The organism is Pseudoalteromonas sp. MT33b (assembly GCF_014117385.1).
Taxonomy (GTDB): Bacteria; Pseudomonadota; Gammaproteobacteria; order Enterobacterales; family Alteromonadaceae; genus Pseudoalteromonas; species Pseudoalteromonas lipolytica.
In genome coordinates this window covers 3,494,158-3,518,532 of sequence record NZ_CP059831.1, presented here as the reverse complement: position 1 = coordinate 3,518,532, position 24,375 = coordinate 3,494,158, and the positions used below count along the sequence as shown (strand labels likewise).

17 protein-coding genes are annotated in these 24,375 nt (G+C 42.9%); 9 read left to right on the top strand and 8 right to left on the bottom strand.

What is annotated here, in order from left to right:
• Positions 1 to 117 precede the first annotated feature (117 nt).
• The 4 genes from H3302_RS15850 to H3302_RS15835 are packed head-to-tail and all read right to left on the bottom strand — an operon-like array spanning position 118 to position 3,305.
• Complete coding sequence (locus tag H3302_RS15850; protein WP_036973632.1) at positions 118 to 1,311, bottom strand: ATP-binding protein; 1,194 nt, start codon at positions 1,309 to 1,311, stop codon at positions 118 to 120.
• A 6-nt stretch (positions 1,312 to 1,317) separates the two neighbouring features.
• Positions 1,318 to 2,031, bottom strand: coding sequence for a response regulator transcription factor (locus tag H3302_RS15845; RefSeq protein WP_036973631.1), 714 nt, complete (start codon positions 2,029 to 2,031; stop codon positions 1,318 to 1,320).
• Complete coding sequence (locus H3302_RS15840; RefSeq protein ID WP_118844767.1) at positions 2,031 to 2,414, bottom strand: DUF3019 domain-containing protein; 384 nt, start codon at positions 2,412 to 2,414, stop codon at positions 2,031 to 2,033. The genes H3302_RS15845 and H3302_RS15840 overlap by 1 nt, the downstream gene beginning before the upstream one ends.
• A gap of 3 nt (positions 2,415 to 2,417) precedes the next feature.
• Positions 2,418 to 3,305, bottom strand: coding sequence for a MipA/OmpV family protein (locus H3302_RS15835; protein WP_036973629.1), 888 nt, complete (start codon positions 3,303 to 3,305; stop codon positions 2,418 to 2,420).
• Between the two features lie 345 nt (positions 3,306 to 3,650).
• On the opposite strand from H3302_RS15835, the gene tkt reads away from it, so the two are divergent.
• Positions 3,651 to 5,651 carry a transketolase gene (gene tkt / locus H3302_RS15830; protein WP_182395876.1) on the top strand — a complete coding sequence of 667 codons (2,001 nt, stop codon included), beginning with the start codon at positions 3,651 to 3,653 and terminating at the stop codon, positions 5,649 to 5,651.
• 124 nt (positions 5,652 to 5,775) lie between these two features.
• Here tkt and tal read toward each other — a convergent pair whose 3' ends face one another.
• On the bottom strand, positions 5,776 to 6,729 hold the full coding sequence (tal, locus tag H3302_RS15825; RefSeq protein WP_182395874.1) for a transaldolase: 954 nt from the start codon (positions 6,727 to 6,729) through the stop codon (positions 5,776 to 5,778).
• 231 nt (positions 6,730 to 6,960) lie between these two features.
• Between tal and H3302_RS15820 the strand changes: the two genes are divergently transcribed.
• The 7 genes from H3302_RS15820 (at position 6,961) to H3302_RS15790 (ending at position 15,611) form a co-directional block, all read left to right on the top strand.
• Complete coding sequence (locus H3302_RS15820; protein ID WP_036973626.1) at positions 6,961 to 8,613, top strand: ribulokinase; 1,653 nt, start codon at positions 6,961 to 6,963, stop codon at positions 8,611 to 8,613.
• Positions 8,610 to 9,305, top strand: a complete 696-nt coding sequence (locus H3302_RS15815; RefSeq protein ID WP_036973625.1) for an L-ribulose-5-phosphate 4-epimerase — start codon at positions 8,610 to 8,612, stop codon at positions 9,303 to 9,305. Before H3302_RS15820 ends, H3302_RS15815 begins: the two co-directional genes overlap by 4 nt.
• Before the next feature lie 23 nt (positions 9,306 to 9,328).
• A complete protein-coding gene (araA, locus tag H3302_RS15810) occupies positions 9,329 to 10,828 on the top strand; it encodes an L-arabinose isomerase (protein WP_036973624.1) in 1,500 nt (499 codons plus the stop codon).
• 131 nt (positions 10,829 to 10,959) lie between these two features.
• On the top strand, positions 10,960 to 11,544 hold the full coding sequence (locus H3302_RS15805; RefSeq protein WP_182395872.1) for an HAD family phosphatase: 585 nt from the start codon (positions 10,960 to 10,962) through the stop codon (positions 11,542 to 11,544).
• Positions 11,545 to 11,759: 215 nt separating this feature from the next.
• Complete coding sequence (locus H3302_RS15800; RefSeq protein ID WP_259369866.1) at positions 11,760 to 12,827, top strand: aldose epimerase family protein; 1,068 nt, start codon at positions 11,760 to 11,762, stop codon at positions 12,825 to 12,827.
• 12 nt (positions 12,828 to 12,839) lie between these two features.
• Positions 12,840 to 14,789 (top strand): RICIN domain-containing protein, encoded by a 1,950-nt coding sequence (locus H3302_RS15795; protein WP_259369865.1) that lies wholly within the window; start codon positions 12,840 to 12,842, stop codon positions 14,787 to 14,789.
• Between the two features lie 141 nt (positions 14,790 to 14,930).
• Positions 14,931 to 15,611 carry a hypothetical protein gene (locus tag H3302_RS15790; protein ID WP_182395867.1) on the top strand — a complete coding sequence of 227 codons (681 nt, stop codon included), beginning with the start codon at positions 14,931 to 14,933 and terminating at the stop codon, positions 15,609 to 15,611.
• A 13-nt stretch (positions 15,612 to 15,624) separates the two neighbouring features.
• Here the strand turns inward: H3302_RS15790 and H3302_RS15785 are convergent, their stop codons facing one another.
• The 3 genes from H3302_RS15785 to H3302_RS15775 all read right to left on the bottom strand — a co-directional run bounded on the left by H3302_RS15785 (position 15,625) and on the right by H3302_RS15775 (position 20,706).
• On the bottom strand, positions 15,625 to 15,957 hold the full coding sequence (locus H3302_RS15785; protein ID WP_259369864.1) for a carboxylesterase family protein: 333 nt from the start codon (positions 15,955 to 15,957) through the stop codon (positions 15,625 to 15,627).
• A gap of 69 nt (positions 15,958 to 16,026) precedes the next feature.
• Complete coding sequence (locus tag H3302_RS15780; RefSeq protein WP_182395864.1) at positions 16,027 to 19,437, bottom strand: LamG-like jellyroll fold domain-containing protein; 3,411 nt, start codon at positions 19,435 to 19,437, stop codon at positions 16,027 to 16,029.
• A gap of 306 nt (positions 19,438 to 19,743) precedes the next feature.
• Positions 19,744 to 20,706, bottom strand: a complete 963-nt coding sequence (locus tag H3302_RS15775; RefSeq protein ID WP_118844763.1) for a glycoside hydrolase family 43 protein — start codon at positions 20,704 to 20,706, stop codon at positions 19,744 to 19,746.
• A gap of 562 nt (positions 20,707 to 21,268) precedes the next feature.
• On the opposite strand from H3302_RS15775, the gene H3302_RS15770 reads away from it, so the two are divergent.
• Positions 21,269 to 24,100, top strand: a complete 2,832-nt coding sequence (locus H3302_RS15770) for a TonB-dependent receptor (RefSeq protein WP_182395862.1) — start codon at positions 21,269 to 21,271, stop codon at positions 24,098 to 24,100.
• Positions 24,101 to 24,375 lie beyond the last annotated feature (275 nt).

The window sequence follows — 24,375 nt, the reverse complement described above, 5'->3', positions numbered from 1 at the left end:
TTTGTTGCGAACGATTTTAATCACTAGGGATAGTGTTCAGTTGTGTATCTAACATCAATATAATGTAAATAAATGGCACACACTGATACATCTTGGTACATTTTCGGGGAGGGAGTATCAACGCAAAAAATGAATACTTGCCTTGGCGCCAGTGAGCTGGCTGCTATTGTCTAAACTAAACTGTGCGTTATTCCAAATACAGAGTTGCTTCACGATTGACAAGCCTAAGCCGACTCCCTTATAGCCACGTTGATGCACAGAGGCCGTTTTAGAAAAAGGCTGCATTAAGGTTGCGCGCATCGCTTCTGGTATACCTGGCCCGTCATCTTCGATGATGAGTAACGTGCCTTTTTTAGTGTGTTTTAAGGTGATCTCAATATGTTGTTTAGCAAACCGCACAGCGTTACCAAGTAAGTTTTGCAGTAAGCGCTGAAAGCTTTGCTTATCAACACTTATTTTTTCTAGTTGGCAATCAATACGAATATCAAGCTGACAATAACTCATAAACTTAGCAATACAGGGCTGGAGTAATTCATCAGGGCTATAGTCTTTAATTAATATGCGTGGCTCACACTGTTCAAGCTCTGCATAAGTTAAAAACTCTTCAACTAATAGCTCTAACTCAATAATGTCTTGCAAAATACTGTGGCGATAATGGTTGTTATCGTCAACGGCTTCGAGGGCAAACTTAGCGCGTGAAATCGGGGTTAAAAAGTCATGTGAAACGGCGTTGATAAGTTCGCGCTGACTTTGGTTTCGGTTATAAAGTGCCTGTGCCATATTATCAAAGGTATCGCCTATGCTTTTTAATAAACTAAAGCGGCTAAATTGAACTTGCGGGCTAAAATCAGCATTTGAAATTTTGCTACTTGCTCTACGTAGTTTACTTAAATCAATCAGTAATGGGCCGGTAAAAATAACCACCGCTAATGCAACACTACTATAAAAAACCAGACTCACGAGGGATTGTGATGCTGTTTCTTCTGTTTGTACGTAAGGGCCAGCGCTTAAAATGGTGTCACCATCGACAGCAAGTCGATGAAAATACACATTCCCTTCAGGGTCATTAACACTGATCACTTCGCCTCGTAACAGGGGTTGTTTTAAAGCATCGCCTAAGTAGAAACTGGCAAGGGGCGATTTTTTTATTAACGCATTATCGACTTGGCTTTCTACACTTAGCAGGTGGTGTGCGAGTTGCTGTTCTAACGAGTGAGCGGGAGGAGAAGGAAAATAAGTCTCTAGTACCCACGCTGCGCTACTTAGGCAAACAGCGAGGGTTAAATAGAGGTAAAAATACAGCCTAAACAAGGCAAGTTAGCTCCAAGCTTGAGGTGAAAAAATATACCCTTTGCCCCACACGGTGACTATTTTTTGGGGTGGCACAGATTCGTCTCCGAGCTTTTTTCGGAGCCGACTTATACGGCCATCAATTGTGCGGCTTTGACCATCATATTTACGACCAATTGCACTATCAAAAAGCTGATCGCGACTGATAAGTTGCCCTGGAGCCTTGGCTAACTGTATTAGTAATTCAAACTCTGCACTGGTTAATTCAAGAGGTTGGCTATGCAAATAAGCTTCGCGCTGAATGGTATTTATACTCAGTGAGCCAAACCGTATGTTATGGGCGTTGTGTACAGTACTTTGAGGCTTAACCTGTTGAGTGCGGCGAATCGTGTTGTTAATTTTTGCTAATAAAATAGACGGTGATACAGGCTTGGTAAGGTAGTCATCGGCTCCTAATTCTAGCCCTGTTATATGATCAACCTGACTTTGTCTGGCAGTCATAAAAATAATCGGACTGTCTTGATAGCGCTTTAGCTCTTTGAATACGTCAAAACCATCTTCGTTACCAAGGCCGATATCGAGTAAAATCAAGTCGAACTTCTTCATACTTGCTTGGTAGCACGCATGGCAGCCATTATCAAAATGATCAACCTCATACCCATTACTCATCAGGTAATTTACGACTAATTGAGCCAGTTTTAGGTCATCTTCAATATATAAAATTTTATTATGCTTGGTCATTAAAAAATACTCCATGCGATATCACGGCGACGTTTTTTAATATTTTGATAAAAAACGTTTATTTCAGTGCTTTCTAACGGGATAAGTTGCTCGGTTAATAGCTCTAGAACAATATTTCGATTGTTTCGTACAGCGATAAGGAAGTTGTGCCCTTGTTTTGGCTTTTGACAAAATAGCCTGACTTGCTGATCAGTAACACGAATGCACACCGTGCTGGTGGCCTCTGTGAACCAATCTACCTTAATATTCATCACACAATCTTGCTCAATAGTTACACAGTTACTGGGTGTTACTTCAATATGACTCGACTCAGCAAAGGCAAGTTTACTAAGGGTGAAGCTGAGGATAAGCATCATGAGTAAAAATGAGTTAGTTCGCAGCATTGTTTAGTAATTCCATGCAATGCCAGCATAAAAAGAAAGCAAGTTGCTATCGTTTATGAGTGGACTGTCGGCGATGCCCGAAGATAAGCGCTGGTACTTTACATCACTAATAAATTGCCATTGCTGACTAAAGTGGTATTGGTAGCTGGCCTTAAGGCCATACTTTTGACTTGAGCGACCTTCAAAGCGGCTAAACCCCACCTGCACGTCTTGTTGGCTAGTGCCATAATAGTAATCAACTAACCCTCTGTTTAAATGCTGTACTTCGATACCCAATAAAAGTAGATGCTGATCAATTTTATATAAGCGCTGTGCAGAAAGTGCGCCTTGTAAACCCTTATGATAGTTGGTTAGCTCCATTGCCCAACTCACGCTAAAGCGCCAGTTTTGCCAATCGTATAGCGCTTCTGCGCCAGTCATAAAAGAGAGTTTACGGTTACTAATACTGCCTATATCGCCGCGTCTTTTTTGGGTCGTGGGCGGCATGTCACCCATTGCCGGTGGAATTGACCCCATTGGAGGGCGGCCACTTATAGTCCTTATTGCTGCGAGTGCAGCGGAATGCTTAGCAAAGTAAAGCCCGTCTTCGTTTAGTTGAGTGAACACCGAGAGTTGATAGTTTTCACGTGTTATCGGTGTCCAGGTTAGTTGCGTATTTGCGAACGAGAAATCACCGACAAACAGTTCTACGCGCGGCAGCACATAAAGTGGAATATCCCCTTTATTATAAACCGGATTATCGAGCTGCCCATACCCTAAGCTAATGCCAAGGCTCAATCCTTCATCTGCTAAATAGGCAGGCGCGGTACTGTGAGCCTGAGGAGACAAGTAAAGCGTGCTTAAGAGTAAAATAATGCGAAGCCCAATAGAGCAACCACTGTTAACTATCACAAATAAAAACCTCAGCGAAAAAACGTGTTAACACTAAGGTGTTCTTGTTAACTTGAACAATGAAATAATGTACCAAATTGTAGCATTGGTTGGTTTTTGTAAACTAAATAATGTAAGCGCATGAATTAATAATTAATGTGTTTGTGATGCTGAGGTCGCTAAAAAAAGCGTGAGCAACATAAACAGAGTATTACAAAGTATTAAACGGTGCATATTCACGCTCATTTAACACTTTAAAACCGCGTTAGGGGCACGTCATTACTGACATGACACTTTATTAAGTTGCTATTTGACTGAGTTTTTGCGATATTAATTATATTATAATATTAACAGGAAGCTAATAAGATGACTCTGCCTAGTTCTCAATCTGCAAATGCTATTCGCATACTTGCTGTCGATGCTGTTCAACAAGCTAACTCAGGTCACCCAGGTGCGCCCATGGGGATGGCTGATATTGCCGCAGTATTGTGGCAAAACTTTCATCGTCATAACCCATTAAACCCAGACTGGTCTAACCGTGACCGTTTTGTGTTATCAAATGGGCATGGCTCAATGTTGCAATATGCATTGTTACATCTAAGCGGCTACGACGTTAGCATCGAAGATATTAAGCAATTCCGTCAGCTTCATTCTAAAACACCGGGTCACCCTGAATACGGTTACACACCGGGTGTTGAAACAACAACAGGCCCATTAGGTTCGGGGATTGCTAACGCAGTCGGTATGGCTATCGCTGAAAAAACTTTAGCGGCACAATTCAATAAACCGAACTTTGATATTGTTGATCACTTTACATACTGCTTTATGGGTGACGGCTGTCTAATGGAAGGTATCTCGCACGAAGCATGTTCGTTGGCAGGTACGTTAGGCCTTGGAAAACTCATTGCATTTTGGGATGACAACGGTATCTCGATCGATGGTGAAGTAGAAGGTTGGTTCACTGATGATACACCTGCGCGTTTTGAGTCGTATGGCTGGCAGGTTATTCGTGATGTTGATGGTCACGATATGAATGCAATTGCGGGCGCAATCGAAGCGGCGCAAAGCAATACCACGCAACCTACACTGATTTGCTGTAAAACTGTGATTGGTTTTGGTTCGCCAAACAAATCGGGTAGCCACGACTGTCATGGTGCGCCACTTGGTCACGATGAAATCGCTGCGGTACGTGAGCAATTAAACTGGCCACACCCTGTATTCGAAGTACCGCAAGACGTGTACAACGAGTGGAATACTCAAGCGAAAGGTCAAGAGTTAGAAAGTGCATGGCAACAAACGTTTGCTGCCTATAGCAAAGCACACCCTGAACTAGCTAAAGAATATACTCGTCGCGTACTTGAAAAAACACTCCCTGCTAACTTCGCAGAATTAGCTGATGAGTACATTGCTAAATGCCAAGCTGGCATGCAAAACATTGCAACGCGTAAAGCTTCACAAAACGCAATTACTTTCTTTGCAAAGCAGCTTCCTGAACTAATGGGTGGCTCTGCTGACCTTGCCGGTTCAAACTTAACATTGTGGCCAGACGCTAAAGGCTTACAAGATGCCGCTGATGGTAACTATGTTTTTTACGGTGTACGTGAATTTGGTATGAGCGCTATCATGAATGGTATTGCACTACACGGTGGCTTTATCCCATTCGGTGCGACTTTCTTAATGTTTATGGAATACGCGCGAAATGCTGTGCGTATGGCTGCATTAATGAAAGCACAAAGCATCTTTGTGTATACTCATGATTCAATTGGTCAAGGTGAAGATGGTCCAACTCACCAACCAATCGAGCAAATTGCAAACCTACGTATGACCCCGAATATGACTGCGTGGCGTCCGTGTGATGAAACAGAAACAGCGGTTGCTTGGCGTCAAGCGTTATTAAAAGAAACAGGCCCAAGTTCACTCATTTTCAGCCGCCAAGGCACGAAAGCGATGGCGCGCGATGAGCAGCAAGTAGCCGATATCGCTAAAGGTGGTTATGTACTTGTTGATAGCGAACAAACAGCTGAACTTATCCTAATTGCAACAGGTTCAGAGGTTGAACTGGCGGTTAATGCTGCCGCTGAACTGACAGCACAAGGCAAGCAAGTTCGCGTGGTATCTATGCCGTCGACTAATCAGTTTGATAGCCAAGACAAAGCATACCGTCAAAGCGTACTACCAGCGGGTACTCCAAAAATTGCAGTTGAAGCTGCGCACCGTGACTTCTGGTTCAAGTATGTTGGCCAAGATGGTGACGTACTCGGTATGGATACATTTGGTGAATCAGCGCCTGGTGCTGTATTGCTAGAGCACTTTGGTTTCACGGTTGCTAACCTCGTCGCTAAAGCAAACGCATTACTTGCTGAATAATGTTGTTAGCTAAAAATTTATCGTAATCGCAACACGATAAGCCTGCCTTCACGATTATAAGGCAGGCACAAAAAAAGCCCGCAAACCTTAGTTTGCGGGCTTTTTTCTGCTTAAACAATCAGGTTTAAACTAATTCGCTTAAGATTGACTCTAGTTTCTCTTGGTCAATGGCGAACTGGCGAATACCTTGGCTTAGCTTTTCAGTGGCCATTGCATCTTCATTCATTTCCCAGCGGAATGCGTGCTCTGTCATCGCTGCTGGCGCGTCTGCTTTTTCAGTCGCAGGTTGTAGCTTTTGTGTCAAAGGCGCTTGCGTTGCTGCCAGTTCTGCAAGAAGTTTAGGGCTGATAGTTAAGCGGTCACAGCCTGCTAGTTCTTGAATTTCACCAATGTTACGGAAGCTTGCACCCATAACGATTGTTTCAAAACCATGTTTTTTGAAATAGTTGTAGATGTGAGTCACTGACTTAACGCCCGGATCGTTTGCACCGTCGAAATCTGCGCTTACATTTTGTGCTTTATACCAATCAAGAATACGCCCTACGAAAGGAGAGATTAGGTATGCACCTACTTCGGCACAAGCACGCGCTTGAGCAAATGCAAACACCAGTGTTAGGTTACAACGAATGCCTTGCGCTTCAAGTACTTTAGCGGCTTGAATACCTTCCCATGTAGAAGCAATTTTGATTAACACGCGCGATGTGTCGATACCTTGCTCTTTATAAAGAGCAACAAGCTCAAGAGCTTTATCAACGGTTGCTTGGGTATCAAATGATAAACGCGCATCAACTTCAGTTGACACTAAACCCGGTACTTGCTCCATTAATTTAGAGCCAATTAACACTGCTAGTTTATCAGCTGCTTTGCTTATTACTTCATTTGCATCGTTACTTTGTGCTTTAGCCCATGAAACGGCTTCTGCAGCAAGTGGACGGTATTTCTCAATTTGAATCGCATTTAAGATGAGTGATGGGTTCGTTGTTGCATCTTGCGGTTTGTATTCGTTGATTGCTTCAAAATCACCCGTGTCAGCAACAACGGTTGTCATTGCTTTAAGTTGTTCTAGTTGGTTAGACATAATTATCCCATTCTTATCATACAAAAGTTAATTTAGTGGCTTTAACCTGTTATTTGTGCTGAAAAAACAATCTAATCTTCCAGAAAAACTGCGCAATAAATCGCCCGCCAGCAGCAAATAATCCTGTTAATAATATTTTTATAATACCTTTACAATCTGGTATTGTTGATATTATCATACAAATAAAGATAATGACTAACAATGTTAGTAAGCAATTAGTGAAAGGTAATTATGTCTCGTTATACGTTGGGATTAGACTACGGGTCAGACTCGGTAAGAGCATTACTCGTTGATGTTGCAACTGGTGAAGAACTAGCCAGCCATTTAGTGAACTACCCGCGCTGGGCACAAGGTTTATATTGTGACCCAAGTAAAGATCAGTTTCGTCAGCATCCACAAGACTACATTGATAGCCTTGTTGAAGTAGTGAATGGTCTTTGGTCGCATGTTCCAGCAGGTACCGCAGACAAAGTAGTGGGTATGAGCTTTGATACAACAGGCTCAACGCCTGTGGCTATTAATAGCCAAGGTACACCACTGGCATTAACTGAAGAGTTTGCAGAAAACCCAAATGCAATGTTCATTTTGTGGAAAGACCATACGTCTATTAAAGAAGCAAATGAAATCACTCAAGCTGCAACTAACAACGATGTGAACTACCTTTCACACATGGGCGGTATTTACTCTTCTGAGTGGTACTGGGCTAAAGCATTACATATTTTCCGCGTTGATAGCAGTGTTAAAGCAGCCACTTATTCATGGGTTGAACACTGTGATTGGATGACCGCGCTCATGTGCGGCACAACTCACCCTGAAGCATTAAAGCTAGGGCGTTGTGCAACGGGCCACAAACAAATGTGGAACGAGCAGTGGGGCGGTTTCCCACCAAACAGTTTCTTTACAAGTATCGACCCACTATTAGATGGTGTTGTTGATACTTTAAATGCAACCACAGAGCCAAGCGACCAAGTTGCTGGCAACTTAACCGCTGAGTGGGCCGAGAAGCTAGGTTTACCACAAGGCATTGTGATTGGTTACGGTGCATTTGACTGTCACATGGGGGCAGTAGCTGCCAATGTTCGCCCAGGCGTTCTAACTAAGGTAATGGGTACCTCAACCTGTGACATCACGGTAACGTCTAAAGAGCAACTAGGTGATACCTGCGTTAAAGGTATTTGTGGTCAAGTTGATGGCTCAGTGATCCCAGGATTAATTGGCTTAGAAGCCGGTCAGTCTGCTTTTGGTGACTTATACGCATGGTTTAAAAATCTAGTACTTTGGCCAACTCGCCAACTTACAAATCTATCTGACGCTGAGCAGGCGTTAGTTAACAAGCTAGAAGACTCAATCTTAGTTGATTTATCAAACGCGGCGGCAGCACTCCCTGTAACAAGCAGCGACGTAACAGCGCTTGATTGGGTAAATGGTCGTCGTACGCCAGATGCTGATCAAAGCGTTGCAATGGCATTAACGGGCTTAAAAATGGGCACCGATGCACCTAAATTCTTTAAAGCACTTGTTGAAGCAACGGCGTTTGGCGCACGTGCTATCACTGAGCGTTTTCAAAGTGAAGGCGTGCCAATTGAGTCAGTGGTTGTTATCGGCGGTATTTCTAAAAAATCAGACTACGTAATGCAAACCTGTGCTGATGTTTGGAACTGTCCAATCGACGTTTTAGAGAGTGAGCAAAGTTGTGCATTGGGTGCGGCAATTATGGCTGCGGTTGCTGCGGGTGAGCACGCAACAGTGGCTGATGCGCAAAAAGTGATGGCGTCATCAGTCTGTCATCAGTACTTACCAAACCCTGAGCGTGTAGCGGTGTATGATGCGCTTTATGCCAACTACCAAGCACTTGCAAGCTATGTAAACGGAGACAAAGCATGAGTTTTACTGAACTAAAACGTGAAGTTTATGAAGCGAATATGGAGCTTCAACGTCGTGGCTTAGTAATTTATACCTTTGGTAACGTATCGCAAATCGACCGCGACAAAGGCGTGATTGCGATTAAACCAAGTGGTGTATCGTACGACCAAATGAAAGCCGACGACATGGTGATCGTCGACCTTGAAAACACCATTGTTGAAGGTGCTATGCGTCCGTCTTCTGACACCAAAACACATGTTCATTTATATCGCCACTTCGATGAGATTGGCGGTGTAACACACACGCATTCGACCTATGCAACTGCATGGGCACAAGCAAAACAAAGCATTCCTTGCCTTGGCACAACTCACGCTGACTATGTACACGGTGACATCACCTGTACGCGTGAACTAACTGATGAGCAAGTGAATGGCGATTATGAGTTAGAAACCGGTATTCAAATTACTGATGCGTATAAAGACCGCGATCCGAAAGCTGCACCTATGGTGATTGTTGCGGGTCATGCGCCTTTCACGTGGGGTAAAGATGCCGCTCAGTCTGTATACCATGCCGCGCTACTCGAAGAGATTGCTCGCATGGCGTATTTAACACGCACTTTAGATCCACACGCAGCTGAACTTAAAAAAGCAGTGATGGATAAACATTATCTACGTAAGCACGGTAAAAACGCGTATTACGGTCAGAGCAAATAGCAAGAATTTAGAGGATTATTAACATGACGACGATGACGAAAGAAGTCTGGTTTGTTACCGGCTCACAACATCTTTATGGTCCTAAGGTGTTAGAAACGGTTGCCAAAGACAGCGAAGCAATTGTAGCGGGCTTAAACAGCGAAGCGAACCTACCAGTAAACTTGGTATGTAAGCCTACCGTTAAGTCACCTGAAGAAATTCACGCTGTTTGCCAAGCGGCAAATACCGATCCTAACTGTGTTGGTTTAGTATTATGGATGCACACTTTCTCACCTGCGAAAATGTGGATTGCTGGCCTAAGCGAATTACGTAAGCCTTGGTTACACCTTCATACTCAGTTCAATGCAGCCCTTCCTTGGTCTGACATCAACATGAACTACATGAATACGCACCAAAGTGCACACGGTGACCGTGAGTTCGGTTTCATCGGTACAGTAATGCGTAAAGAGCGCAAAGTGGTTGCGGGTCACTGGCAACGTGCTGACGTACAACAGCAGTTAGATGACTGGTGTCGTGCGGCGAAAGGCTGGGCAGAAAGCCAAACACTTAAAGTAGCGCGTTTTGGCGACAACATGCGTCAAGTAGCGGTAACGGAAGGTAACAAAGTTTCAGCACAAATCACCTTTGGTTATGAAGTACACGCGTTTGGTGTCGCTGAGCTTGTAAAAGTGGTTGATACAATCACAGAAGACGAAATCGATGCACAGTTAGCGCTTTATAAGCAAGACTATGTGATTTCTGACGAAACTCTACAAGACGATTACGCCGTAAAAATGCTGCGCAACGAAGCACGTTTAGAGCTTGGTATGGAGCGTTTCTTAGAGAAAGGCGGCTTTAAAGCATTCACAAACTGTTTTGAAGACTTATCAGGTCTTTCGGGTCTTCCGGGTCTTGCTACACAGCGCCTAATGTCGAAAGGCTATGGCTACGGTGGTGAGGGTGACTGGAAAACAGCTGCGATGGTTCGCATCATGAAAGTAATGGGAGAAGGCCGTGAAGGCGGTTGTTCATTCATGGAAGATTACACTTACAACATGGGTGAGACTGACCAAGTACTTGGCGCGCACATGTTAGAAGTATGTCCTTCAATTGCAGCACAAAAACCACGCTTAGAAGTTCACCAACACACGATCGGTGTGAAGTGTGATGTAGGCCGTTTATTGTTTACTGCAAAGCCAGGCGCTGCAATTAACGTATCACCAATTGATATGGGTAACCGTTTCCGCATTCTAATCAACGAAGTAGATACAGTGGCTCCGCCAGCTGATTTACCTCACTTACCAGTGGCTTCAGCACTGTGGGAACCAAAACCAAATCTATCTGTTGCATCTGCTGCATGGATCCACGCAGGTGGCGCACACCACACTGCATACAGCCAAGCAGTCACAACTGATATGATCGTTGATTTTGCTGAAATGGCTGGCGTTGAAACGATGATCATCGATAACGATACGACAATTCGTGGTTTCAAAACAGAGCTTCGTCATAACGCAGCTTATTACATGCTAAAACGTGGCCTGTAAAAACGAGTACATAAAGTACTAGGGCATGCTTTTAGCATGTTCAGTCAAATTTTGTTGTCGATTAAGCCAGTGATGAGCCTCGCTCCTCGCTGGCTTATGCTATTGTGAAGTAACACTTTTTAGGAGTAGATATGATCGACTTAAGCGCCTACCAAGGCATTATTTTTGATATGGACGGCACCTTAATTGACTCAATGGGCAGTCATTTGCAAGCATGGCAGAAAGCCTGTGAAGCGTATGGTTATCCGTTCGATTACGACTACATGTATAGCTTGGGTGGCATACCGACCGTTAAAACCATTGAAATGCTCAATGAAAAATTTGGTTTAGATCACGACCCTCTCGTTGTTGCTAAAGACAAGCACCAATTTTGGGTTGATTTACAGCACCATCCATTGGTAATTGACGCAACCGTCGCTGTACTTGAGAAATACCATGGCGTACTGCCAATGGGAGTGGGTACAGGGGCTGACCGCGAGCATGCAATTGATCACCTAACAGATACTAATTTAATTAATAAAATAGGCGCCTTAGTTACCGCAAGTGATGTGAGTAAAGGTAAGCCAGACCCAGAAACGTTTTTAAAAGTGGCTGAGCAATTAGGTGTTGAACCCAGTAAATGCGTGGTGTTTGAAGATACGCAAATTGGCTATCAAGCAGCAAAAAGTGCGGGCATGGACTGCATTATGGTAAAAGACGGCAAAATCCAATTTTAGCGATTAAATTTGCAATGATCCCCTTATTTGTATTATAAAACTATAAATACAATTAAAAAAAGGTTATTCATATGTCATTGCAATGTGTTTTTCAAGGTTTAAAAACAACTCATCAAACAGCCGGTTCGAACACGAAAAAGTCGCGCGGGCTTTATGCATTGTTGGTGACATGTGGGATTGCCCTTACACCAGCGTGTGCTCATCAAGGAGACAATATGACAACTTCCCCTTCAGCATCTATGACGGCTTACGGCGTGCTTGCAGATCAAACCCCTGTAAATCAAGTAACACTCACTAACAGCAATGGCATTAGTGTTGATGTAATCAACTACGGCGGTATTATCACGCGCATTGAAACGCCAGATGCAAAAGGCGAAATGGGTAATATTGTACTGGGTTTAGATAACCTAGACGCTTACACAAAAGCAACGACTTACTTTGGCGCTATTATTGGTCGTTTTGGTAACCGTATTGCGAACGGTAAATTCACGTTAAATGGCACCGAATATCAGCTTGCCACTAACGACGGCGACAATCATTTACACGGGGGTGTGCAAGGTTTCGACAAAAAAGTATGGAACATGACACCGTTCACTACGCAAAACAGTGCAGGCGTGACCCTAAGCCTTGTTAGCCCCGATGGTGACCAAGGATACCCAGGTGAAGTAACCACTGAAGTGACTTACACGTTAACCAATAACAACACGCTAGACATGCAGTTTATTGCTACAACGAACAAGCCTACCATTATCAATATGACGCAGCACAGCTACTTTAACTTAGCGGGTAAAGGCGACATTCTTGATCACCAAATGCAAATTAACGCCAAAGCGATTACGCCTGTAGATGGTGGCTTAATCCCAACGGGAGAGTTAATGGATGTAGCAGACACACCGTTTGACTTCCGTACTGCTAAAGCAATTGGTCAAGATATAAAAGTAAGCAATGAACAGCTTCAGCTTGGTAAAGGCTACGACCATAACTTTGTACTAAAAGACACACCAAGCAAAGAGCTCATTGAAGCGGCCACGGTTTACGAAGCAAACTCAGGTCGTACATTAACCGTTTACACCGAAGAGCCTGCCGTACAGTTTTATTCAGGTAACTTCTTAGACGGTAGTAGCAAGCAAGCGTCTGGCTTAGTGCATAACTTCAGAAGTGGTTTTTGTTTAGAGCCACAACACTTCCCTGATGCACCCAATCAGCCAACGTTCCCAAGCACAACATTATTACCGGGTGACGTGTACTCAACACGCATCGTGTACGAATTTGGTACAAAATAAAGGAACACAAACGTGAAAACAACAAAGCTTAAAAGCGCAATGCAAAAGGCCGGTTTAGCCAGCCTATTTGCCTTGTCGTTTGGCGCGCTGACTGGCTGTCAGACAATGGCTGAAGACAACACAGCTAAAAAAACTGATGTAGCAGCCACAGAAAAAGCGCCCATTCAAGATAATGGCATATTTACCAATCCGCTGTTTCCTAATGGCGCCGATCCATGGCTTGAGTATTGGGATGGTAACTATTACTTAACCACAACAACATGGACTTCTGAATTAGTGATGCGAAAATCGCCCACACTTGCTGGTCTTGCAGATGCAACACCTGTCAATGTGTGGTCTGATTCAAACCCTGAACGTTGTTGTAACTTCTGGGCGTTTGAATTCCATCGCCTAAAAGGGCCAAATGGCTATCGTTGGTACATGATGTACACAGCTGGTACCGATGGCACGCTAGATAACCAACACTTAAATGTTTTAGAAAGTGCCGGTGATGACCCTATGGGTCCATACGAATACAAAGGGGCATTAATGCCAAACGTATGGAATATCGACGGTAACTACCTTACATACAACGATAAACTGTATGTGATTTACTCACAGTGGCAGGGCGATCAACAGTTAAACATTATTGCTGAAATGGAAAACCCATGGACACTGAAAAAGAACTCTCCACACACGGTAATCACGCGTCCTGAGCTAGACTGGGAAATTAGTGGTCGTAAAGTAACGGAAGGCGCTGAAATTATACAGCACAATGGGCGTACGTTTATGACGTACTCAGCAAGCTTCTGTAATACCCCTGACTACAAGCTGGGTATGCTTGAGCTTGTAGGTGATGATCCACTTAAAGCCAGCAGCTGGAAAAAATACGACAAGCCGGTATTTGAGCGCACAGAAGACGTATTTGGCCCAGGTCATAATGGTTTCTTCACGTCGCCAGATGGCACTGAAGATTGGCTGGTTTACCATGGTAATGATTCGGTAGAGCACGGTTGTAGCGCAACGCGTTCTTTACGTGCGCAAAAATTCACTTGGAACAACGATGGAACGCCAAACTTTGGTAAACCATTAACGCCGGGTGTTGAAGTCGCCCCACCATCAGGTGAATATGGCCCGCTGGTAACACGTGTACAAGGTCAACGCTACCAATTAGTGAATGCCACAAGTGGCCTATGTTTAGACATCGCTGCAGACCCACAAGATGCGCGCGCAGTGCAGCGCCAGTGTGCAAGCACCAATGGTCAGTGGGTTATTGATGCAACAACAGACGGTTTTGTACGTTTAGCCAACCGCGAAGACAGCAAGTTCTTAGAGCTTGAAAGCTGTAACGAGGCTGACAACGCTAAAGTACAATCTGCGGCATGGCGCAATAACTTCTGCCAGCAATGGAAAGTAGCACCAAGCACAGACGGTAATGTGTCTATTACTAACCGTTACACAGACAAACCTTTAGCGGTTGCAGGGTGTTCGGCAGCGCAAAATCAAGCGGTGTTACAGCAAAGCGACACAACAGCGTGTGGCGACTGGCAATTACGCCCTATGGGCAGTGTTGTGGTATTAAGCCAACAAAGTGGTAAAGCGTTGAGCGTAGCTGGTACAGTTAAAGATGGTACTAATGTTGAGCAACACGCTTATACGCATAAAGACGCACAGCAATGGTTCTTCACACCAACAGATACGGGTTATGTAAGCCTTAAGCAAAGCGCTGACAGCGAGTTCTGTGCTGCAGTAGCCGATAATGCACTCGTGCCGGGTGCCAATGTAGAAATGGCTTCGTGTGCCGCGAAAACAGCACAGTGGCGCATTGCCCCAGTTGAAGGCGGTGGCATCATGCTTATCAACCGTTACACAAAACAAGCATTAGGCTTAAGTAACTGTGGTTTGGCTGAAAACACTAACTTTGCACAACAACCCGATTTAGGTAACAAGTGCCAAGTGTTCCACCTGCGTGAACCACATTAAGTCATAAGTAAAAAATCGACTCAAACCAAAGCCACTTCATTTATGAGTGGCTTTTTTTGTTCCGGTTAATATAACGTGAAGGTATAATTATACAGTTTAAGGGAATGCGCTGGTTGCTTTCTCAGGGAGTAGGAGTTGTAAATGTCTTATTTAATTAATTCAAGTAAACCAATTTCAAGTGTGCATCAGCTGAAAAGTGAAGGTGGTCAGTACATTGAGTTAGCTGAAGCAGGTTATCAAATACCAATAGTCTGGTTAATGTTTTTCAATGAAGATGATTTCATCGAGTCTAAAATTGAATACATGGATGGAGAGGGTAATTTACACTACGATACGATCTCTTTACCGTGTACGACGGTCAAAAAAGCGAAAGAAAATATAGAAAACTCACATCGGTTTTTTACTGAGTTATTTCAAGAGCCTGAAATAGCGATAGGGTATTTAGATAAGACAATCGCGCTTTTTGATGAGCTAGAGTACGAGTATCTCATTCTGGATGCGAGTGAATATTTTTATATGAATATTGATGATGCTGAATGGCATTTGTTTCGGAATGCATTCCTTAGAAATGAAAAAGCGAAACGTTTTATTTTTGAATATTCAGGGTATGACGAGGCTTATTTACCGTATCCAGTCGAAGAGTTTTATTCTAATCCCCACTTAGATGACTATGATCGAATGAATAACTCAACGGCACTGAACCCTGCCTTTAGTGATCCGTCTTATCGTATAAGGTATCCCCATGAAACAGCAAGCTCAGCGTTGAGTAAAGCAGATACCGCGAGTAGCAAAAAGTGGTGGCAGTTTTGGAAAAGTGAGTAAAACTGCGCACTAGTTACTTTGGCTGTTGTTGGAAGTACATGGTACTCGGCTTTTCATCATCAAAAGCTGGCCAGTTTGGTAGTGCGTCATTATTGGGATTCCCGTTTTTAGCGAAATTAGTCCAATACGTTGCCATAACCTCTGACATTTTTAAGTCGTTTGGTGTGACATTGGGATCTGACTTATTCAAGTTTTTAAACACGTACGCAATTTCATGACCTTGAGCAGAGCCATGATCTTCATCTTTTGCACCACTCTTTCGGGCAGGGTGATGATCGAAGTAGTACAGGTACACAGGCGCATTACCATATTGTGTTTGTAACTTTGCCCAGCTCCATGTTTGCATAAAAAAGCCAGACAGAGTCTGGCTTTTTACGACAACGAATAAGGAAGGTGAGACAGCTCACCTTACTTATTACTCTTCTTGTGCAGAAGCTGCGTCAAAGAGTACTTTTATTTCTTCAGCACTAATCGCACCGTTGAAAATTTTCAGTTCATCAATAGCCCCGTTATAAGGGGTATCCCAGTAGTTAACACCCAAGGCAAATTCATTGGTTTCACCAGGTACAGTGAACACGCGAGGGAAACCGCCCGCTTCTAGCTGAAGTTCACCATTGACGTACATTTTTATCGTATCGCCGTTGGTGCCATCAACCGTGAAGGCAACATGTGTCCACTCTTTGAGAGGGATACGGCTATCTAGCTCTGCATTATCAAAGAATGCGCCATTATTTGCCCACAAACGAGTTAGACTAGAGCCAGCCATCGAAGGCACATAACTCAACCAAGCTTCTGCATTTGCACCTGCAAAGAATGCGGTTGTGTAATCGGTGAAGCTTTCTGGTTTTAACCACATAGACACAGAGTAATCATTGGTTGTAATAAGGTTATCTGGCAAGCGAACACCTGAACCTTCAAGGAATACGGCTTGACCAATGATACCGTCAACAAAAGTTACGTTACCACCAGTGTTGTTCATGAAACCACCCGTTGGTTTACCCGCTGCATACGCACCATTAAGCGCACTTAAGTCACCTTCGAAGCTGTATTCAGCTGGTGCAAGTGATTTTAAGGTTACATCGAATGACTTAGTATCAGTAAAGTCTTTGTACTTAATGGTTGCAGTTAATGTTACAACTTGGTCGCCAGCAGAGGCACTTGGTTGAGTCACAACAGCCGTGCCGTTAACTGGTTTTAAATACTCTTCGTTGTTTGACGTCCAGCTAATACCTGACACAAATGGACCGACACGTGGTAACTCGAAGCTTTCACGTACTGCAGAGACATCACCTAAATCAAGCGCGTCAGTGATGAAACTTTCGAACTTAGTCGGATCTGTTAGGTTGTTGATTGCTGCACCATTGATGTCTAAGCTGTTTAAGGCGTAGTCATACACGATAAATTCGTCAATTTGACCTTGGAAAGGTAAATCCCAGCCATAGTTCACACCCAGCGCAAAGTTGCCGGTTTGTGTATTAAACATGTCGGGTCTTTGTATTGAGCCAATTCTTTTGCCATCTTTATAAAGTGTAGCTGTTTGGCCTACATAAGTAATTGCAATATGTGACCAGGCTAATGGTGCAGGTGTAGTCTGGTTTACATCACCCCAAACGTCTTTATTATTTTCATCTAAATAGTGGCTCCAAAGGAATGAAGGTGAATTTGCTGGTACGATACTTATCCAGTTATCAACGGATGCTGCAGCAAAAAATGTAGGAGAAAAATCTGTTAGCACTGTTGGCTTAAACCAGTATGAAATGGTGTACTCATCGCCTGTCACTAAGTCATCAGGTAAACGAACACCCGTTGCACCATCAAAGTTAAACGCTTTACCTGTTTGACCTTCAGCGAAAGCGGCTGTGCCTGCACCCACATTTAATAGATTGTTGTCTGTCACCCCTGCATCACCTAGATTGCCTAAACCATCGCTTAGTGATTCTTCGAATTTGTAGTGTGCAATCGCATTTTTAAATTCTGGACGCGCTTCAAGGTTTACATTAAATGTCTTGGTGGTGCTCTCGCCATTTAAAGAGATATTAGCCATTAAAGTAACGGATTTATCACCACGGTCTGGCGTAGGGATAAACACAGACCCTTCGCTGGTGATGTAGTATTCATCACTACTTTGCCAGTTAATCGCTGCACCATCTTTACCTTTAGTTGGTAATGAATAGCCTTCGTCTGCAATTGATAATTCAGTTTTTATATCAAGTGCTTCTTGAACAGTGCCCAGCACGTTTGCAGTATCCGTAATTTCATCACGTTTACTTGCCCAAATGGTAGCGCCTTCGCTTGATGTTGCCGATACAGTGACGGCCATCGCTTTGGTGGCGTCATCCCATTGCCATTTAGCCACGCCGAAGTAAGTACCAGAATCAAGCTCTAGTTTAATATTAGAGTCATCAATCATGTACCAGATACCGGGATCATCACCTGTTACTGAGTGATCTTGATTTAATGCAATATGCATTGAACGAATTGCATCAGTGTTTACATCAGTGCCGTGATTGATAAATTTGTAGTAACCGTAAAGCTCATCAGCAACCACCATGTTGTCGCCCTCAAGCGGCACATAACGTTGTGGTGAAGCCATCGGCCAACCTAATGAGTTAATAAACATTTCATGCACACGAACTTGGTGTGCTTCAGTATTGTTAGGGAACTCAGTCGATGTTTGTGGGAAACGAGTGTGTGTAACTAAAAGGTAACGACCTGTTGCTTCATCGTAGTAAGCCGAGTTATGCCCCGGTGATTGATAGCCCCAAGCAGGTGCTGTTTCGCCAAGTTCTTGGGTGTACTCAAAGCCGCCCATTAGTTTTTCACCGACTTCTAGGCCCCCTACTGCTGCAATGTCATTACCCGCGTTATCTAGGTATGGACCATCAGGTGTTTTTGAGCGAGCAACACGAATGTTATAGCCTCCATTTAAGTCAAATCCACCAGTCGAATAGAATAGGTAATAGTACTCGCTCTCTGGGCTATACATTGCAAAGGCGCCTTCTATCGCACGGAAGTCACCACCGACTAGTTTTTTACCGTATCCTTGACCGGCTTCTGGCATACCGGTCTCTTCGTCCATTGCTAAAACGAAAATACCGCCGGAGTAAGAGCCGTAAACCATCCAAAGCTTGCCGTTTGCATCATAGAATGCAGCAGGGTCAATGACGTTTGGATCAACGGCGCCATTCCATGTTGTTTGGCCGTTATCGAGAGGGTAGGCTGTAAACTCCGCCTCATTGCGGTAGCCACTGCGTAAGAAAATGCCTTTATTTTTATAGGGGCCTTCAATGTTATCAGCTTCAGCTAAACCAAGGTAAGAGCGGTTCCAACACACTTCATCAACAACATCCGGTGTATCTGGGTTATCTTGTGCACAGTGGTTATAGTAAAACCAAAACTTGCCATTTGGCGCTTTGATTACATCGGCAGCCCAGTTGCCAGTAAAGCCATCTGTCCATTCAATACCCTCGGCAATTTCACCTGTGTAGTTGTAATTAAATAGGGGGCTTTCATTAACGGCTGCGTTAGCTGAAAGGCTAGAAATCATTTCCCAGTTCAGAAGATCAGTTGATTTAGCGGCAGCAAGGTGTGAACCAAAAATATAATAAGTGTCGTCAACTTTAACAACAGAAGGGTCATGTACACTGACATTAGTAACCATTACGCTCCCTGATTCTGTGTATTCAACACTGCTACTTACACTGGGTTTTGCGCTTTGGGGTTCGGTAACCGCAGGTGCAGTGTCATATTGTGTGCCTTCTTCATTGCCACAACCGGTCACAGCCAAAGAGCAGGCAATTAGCATAGCTAACTTATTTAATTTCATTTTATGTGTCCTTTAAATCAGGGATTTATTTTTATTGAATTGTTGTCAAAAAGTGTTGCTGCTATAAAAAAATCAACAATAACGTAGTATTGTAATTTTATAATATTATTTAGATTGTGCAAATGATTTCACAAAGGTAATTGCATTGTAAATGCTTTGTTTCTTTAATTTCGTTGTTTGCAGCAGGGTTAAAGTTTTTAAATGGGGGGATGAGCTGTATTGCTAGTACTTTTAATTTGCAGTTTAGGCCTTTGAAAAAAGAGTATAAAAAATGAATAGGGCTCTGCACCAGAGCCCTTCATAGTATTACTTGCTTTGTGCACTTAACCCTTCAGTAGTCATGATAATACGTTTAAGGGTGCCGTCTTCATTGTAGTAAAGTGGTTCGATAGACACGGAACGACGAAAACGCCCACCACTTGGTTTGCCATCAATTGGTGGTACTGCACCTGTATGGTAAATAAAATAATCTTTACCTTTGTATTCGATAATTGATTGGTGGTTGGTTTCACTGTTGCCCGCGATTTCATTCAAGATACCTTTATATTCCCACGGCCCATGAATACTTTTACTCATGGCATAACAGATTTTCTCAGGGAACTCACAGGCGTACGATACATAGTAGTTATCATTTTTTTTATGCACCCATAATGCTTCTGTAAAGTTTGGCAAATCGAGTGTTTTGATTTCCCCATCAAGCGAAAGTAAGTCATCGCTCAGCTTTACATATTTTGGCACTAAGTTACCAAAGAACATGTATGTATCGCCGTTTTCTTCGGTATAAATAGCAGGATCAATATCATCCCAATCATTCGGTGTGTGCTTGGTCATATCGTCTGTAACAAGCGCATGGCCTATGGCGTCTTTAAATGGGCCTGTCGGTGACTTAGACGTTGCAACACCAATAGCAAAGCCCGGTTTTGTATCGTTGTGGCGAACTGTGGTAAAGAAGTAAAAGGTGCCATCACGCTCAATCATGTGTGAAGCCCACGCTTCGCCTTTTGCCCACTTAAAGTCAGTGGCTTTCATAATTGGGCCATGCTTTTTCCAATTCACCATGTCGGTAGACGAAAAGGCAAGCCAGTCATGCATTTCGAAAAATACATCGTTATTAGGTGCTTCATCATGGCCTGTATAAAGGTATACGGTGTCATTATGAACAAGTGCTGCGGGATCTGCAGTAAATACATCGGTGAATAATGGGTTTTGTGCAACGGCTAAGCTGCTCGAAAAAAGCAATGGTAGCGCTAAGGCTTTCAGTTTACTCATGAGTGTCCTCTGTAAATGATTGTTGTTCTGACTGCTGATTTTTTACCCATGATCGATATACGCAGAGTATTATTAATGGTAACTGAGTAACTGGCTGTTATCATGAGATAATTCGAAAAATTGCAGTAAAAATATCAAATTGTATTATTGTATTTTTATAATCATAGTAGCAGCAAAATAATTTGCGTAAATAATTTATTGGCCTTTTTTTCTGTATTTGATGTATTAAAGGCAAGCTAATTGGTCTTTTAACTCATTGAATATGTTGATATTGATTGCTGCTTAAGCTGAAAATATAGCGCCTTCTACATTGAAGGATCATTTTTATTAATGTGTGCTGTGTGAATGAGATCGTATCAGTTTTAATTAGTTTAATCGGTTGATCTATAAATAATCATACAATATTATCAAAAGGGCCCTGCAATACATTTAATCGAGAATCGAGATTCGATCACGCACCGTTTTGACAACACACGATGCACAATGCAGTGAGCATACTTCGGAAACTGAGTCGGTATCTTCCCAGAGGTCCGGTATAATAAAAATTTGGAGAACACCGAAAATGTTTAAAAGAACACACATTGCCAGTGCTGTAGTTATGGCATTTACCTGTCAATTTGCTTTCGCTCAAGAGCAGGCACCAAATACTCCTGAAAAGAATGTCGATGAAATGGAAGTTATTCAGGTATCAGGTATTCGCGGCAGTTTAAACAAAGCACTCGATGAAAAACGTGCAAGCGTTCAAATCGTGGATGCTATTGTTGCAGAAGATATTGGTAAATTCCCTGATAACAACGTAGTTGAAGCACTTCAACGTGTGACAGGTGTTCAAACAACGGGCCGTGGAGCAGGTGAAGTAAGCGCGGTTTCAATTCGCGGCCTTAACGATGTAAATACCACTGTTAATGGTCGTGCTATCTTTACAGGTGCGGGTCGTGATGTGGCGCTGCAAGACATTCCAGCAAGCTTACTATCAGGTGTAACAGTTTATAAAACCCGTTCGGCAGATCAAATTGAGCGTGGTATTGCAGGGGCGATCGACATTAAAACACATCGTCCATTCAACTTCGAAGGTGAAAAAGTCGTTTTAGCAGCGCGTGCTATTTACTCAGACCAGCCAGATAAAATTGATCCAAATATCAGTGCATTATTATCTAACCGTTGGGACATCGATGGTGCAGGTGAATTTGGTGCGCTGGTTAATATTTCTTACTCTAAGACGCATTATCGTGATGATACGATAACAGCGGGGGCAGCATTGCCCTATTTCACAAACTACCCTCATCCTAACTACAGCCCGTACTCATTGATCCCAAAGAAAGGTTCGCAAGGTACAAACTGGAAAGAAGGTCTTGAAAATGGTTTACCGACAACACCAGGCTCGATGATTGATGTTGATGGATTACCGACTGAATATTTAATTGGTCGTGACGCTATATTTGGTACTTCTTTTACTGGTTTGCGCGAGCGCCCTGCGGCATCAATATCTTTGCAGTGGGCACCAAATGAAACGCTCGAAGTGACTGCTGAAGGTTTCTATACGGGTTACGAAAATGAGTCACAAAATGCCTTATGGTTCTCAAATACGTTTGAAAATGGTAATGGCTTTATTGAAACCCCCACGGTGTTCGATGGCACAAATGTAATTAAAGAAAAACAAGCAATCGGTGCTGGTGGCTTCCAAAGTGGTGACTTTTCATATGGTAAAACAGACAGTTACTTATATGCATTAGGGGCTCAGTGGCAAGCAAGTGATTATCTAACTATTAACTCTGAAGTGGTTTATCAAGACAGTGAATATAAGTCAAACTTCTTTGCAATGCGCTTTGACCGCGTAGCAAGTGGCCTTGATGTTGATTTTAATGACAATGATGGTGTACCAGGCATTTCATTTTGGGATGACCCGAACACAGCACTAAACGAAGCCGATATGTCAGCAGTTGAAAATTGGAATGCTGGGACTGTTTATGATAATGGCGGTGGTAATGCGGGTGATGCACTGACTTTCACATTCGACGCTGAGTACCTAATTGGTGGTGCGTATTTTGACAAAGTTAAATTTGGTGGGCGTTATGAAAAGCGCACAGCACAAGAATATACACGAACTAATGAAGGGGGGATTGCCAATACATCAGTCGCGAGTCTTATAGAGAAACTTGCAGCTGCGGGCGCAGCGGATGATGGCACTGGTATCGTTTATCACGTCAATGACTACTTTGATGGTCGAGCAGACACCTTTAACAGCTTTATTACTGCAGACGGCAGTTATATGCTTGATAATGCTCAGGCTGTTCGTGCTGTATATGGGTTAGAAGCTGAACAGATGTATAAAACATTTGATATCGAAGAAAATTCTTTCGCATTATATGCAACCACAAATTTTTTCTTAACGGAAGATATCAGCGGTGAATTTGGCATACGTTATGTGAGCTATGACCAAGAGATGGACTTTACGGCTGAAACGGCAACTAACTCGAATGTTTTTGATAGTAGCTCCGCTGATGCTGATGTGAGTAAAGTTCTACCAAGTTTAGTACTAAATTGGAATATTACAGATGATGTTGTTGGGCGTGTTGCTTATACAAATACATTACGAATGCCTAATTTTGCGGACTTAAATGCACTTCAATATTGGACGGAGCCACTGACTGAAGGTTCTGAATATGGAACAGGAACAGGGGGTAATCCAGATCTCCAACCTGAAGAATCTACCAATTACGATGTGTCTCTTGAGTGGTACTTTGCTGAGTCAAGCTCACTGTACGCTGCATATTTTAAACGTGACATAGAGGGCCGTATTGTTTCTGGACGTAAAGTTGTGATGCGTCCAAAAGCTTCAGATGGTGAAATTATACCATTCGCATTAAGCGCGCCAGTTAATGGCTCTGAAGGTGAGCTTTCAGGGTTTGAATTAGGGTTAGTTTACTTCCCTGAAAATGTACCTGAAATACTAAATGGTTTGGGCGTACAAGCGAGTTTTACAGCGCTTGATTCAGCTCAAAAGACGCCAGAATATAATGATGATGGGTCGTTATCACGCTATGTTGATTCTCAAATGGCGGGTGTATCGGATGAGTCTTACAGTATTGTCGGTATTTACGAGCGTGATTCATTTGACATGCGTTTATCATACGTATGGCGTTCTGAGTTTTTTACAGGTAACGAAGCGGCCATTTTTGCTAACCCTTTGCAGTTCTGGAGCCGTCCTGAGCAAAGTTTAGATTTCCAGTTTAGTTACAATGTGAATGATGATCTTGTTGTAACATTTGATGCAACGAACATTTTAGATGACGTATATCAAAGCTATTATGGGAAAGGTAACGATAACTTATTTAACTTTGGTAACGGGATCTACTCACGTACATTCGCACTCGGTGCACGTTATTCCTTCTAAACTTTTCGATTAGATTAAAAAACCCCGACTTAGCTCGGGGTTTTTTATTGCGCTAAAGATTGCCCAGGGCAAAAAATATTTCTATAACGGAAGATATTTAATATTAATATAGTATTTATTTTCAGTGAGTGAATCATCAAAAGGGTGGGATTTTCGAATTTTATATCTTTAAGGTTATGTTACTTAAGTGTTTTTTGTTTCTTATGAGCTGTGGAGACTCAGATATTTGCCAGATTATTATTTTTTACAATGTAAGTTGACTGTTAATTAATCAT

Coding starts and splice junctions, on each gene's coding strand:
- H3302_RS15815 (WP_036973625.1), top strand. CDS start 8,610: ATGAGTTTTACTGAACTAAAACGTGAAGTTTATGAAGCGAATATGGAG.
- araA (WP_036973624.1), top strand. CDS start 9,329: ATGACGACGATGACGAAAGAAGTCTGGTTTGTTACCGGCTCACAACAT.
- H3302_RS15770 (WP_182395862.1), top strand. CDS start 21,269: ATGTTTAAAAGAACACACATTGCCAGTGCTGTAGTTATGGCATTTACC.
- H3302_RS15820 (WP_036973626.1), top strand. CDS start 6,961: ATGTCTCGTTATACGTTGGGATTAGACTACGGGTCAGACTCGGTAAGA.
- tkt (WP_182395876.1), top strand. CDS start 3,651: ATGACTCTGCCTAGTTCTCAATCTGCAAATGCTATTCGCATACTTGCT.
- H3302_RS15840 (WP_118844767.1), bottom strand. CDS start 2,414: ATGCTGCGAACTAACTCATTTTTACTCATGATGCTTATCCTCAGCTTC.
- H3302_RS15780 (WP_182395864.1), bottom strand. CDS start 19,437: ATGAAATTAAATAAGTTAGCTATGCTAATTGCCTGCTCTTTGGCTGTG.
- tal (WP_182395874.1), bottom strand. CDS start 6,729: ATGTCTAACCAACTAGAACAACTTAAAGCAATGACAACCGTTGTTGCT.
- H3302_RS15800 (WP_259369866.1), top strand. CDS start 11,760: ATGACAACTTCCCCTTCAGCATCTATGACGGCTTACGGCGTGCTTGCA.
- H3302_RS15845 (WP_036973631.1), bottom strand. CDS start 2,031: ATGACCAAGCATAATAAAATTTTATATATTGAAGATGACCTAAAACTG.
- H3302_RS15775 (WP_118844763.1), bottom strand. CDS start 20,706: ATGAGTAAACTGAAAGCCTTAGCGCTACCATTGCTTTTTTCGAGCAGC.
- H3302_RS15805 (WP_182395872.1), top strand. CDS start 10,960: ATGATCGACTTAAGCGCCTACCAAGGCATTATTTTTGATATGGACGGC.
- H3302_RS15785 (WP_259369864.1), bottom strand. CDS start 15,957: ATGCAAACATGGAGCTGGGCAAAGTTACAAACACAATATGGTAATGCG.
- H3302_RS15790 (WP_182395867.1), top strand. CDS start 14,931: ATGTCTTATTTAATTAATTCAAGTAAACCAATTTCAAGTGTGCATCAG.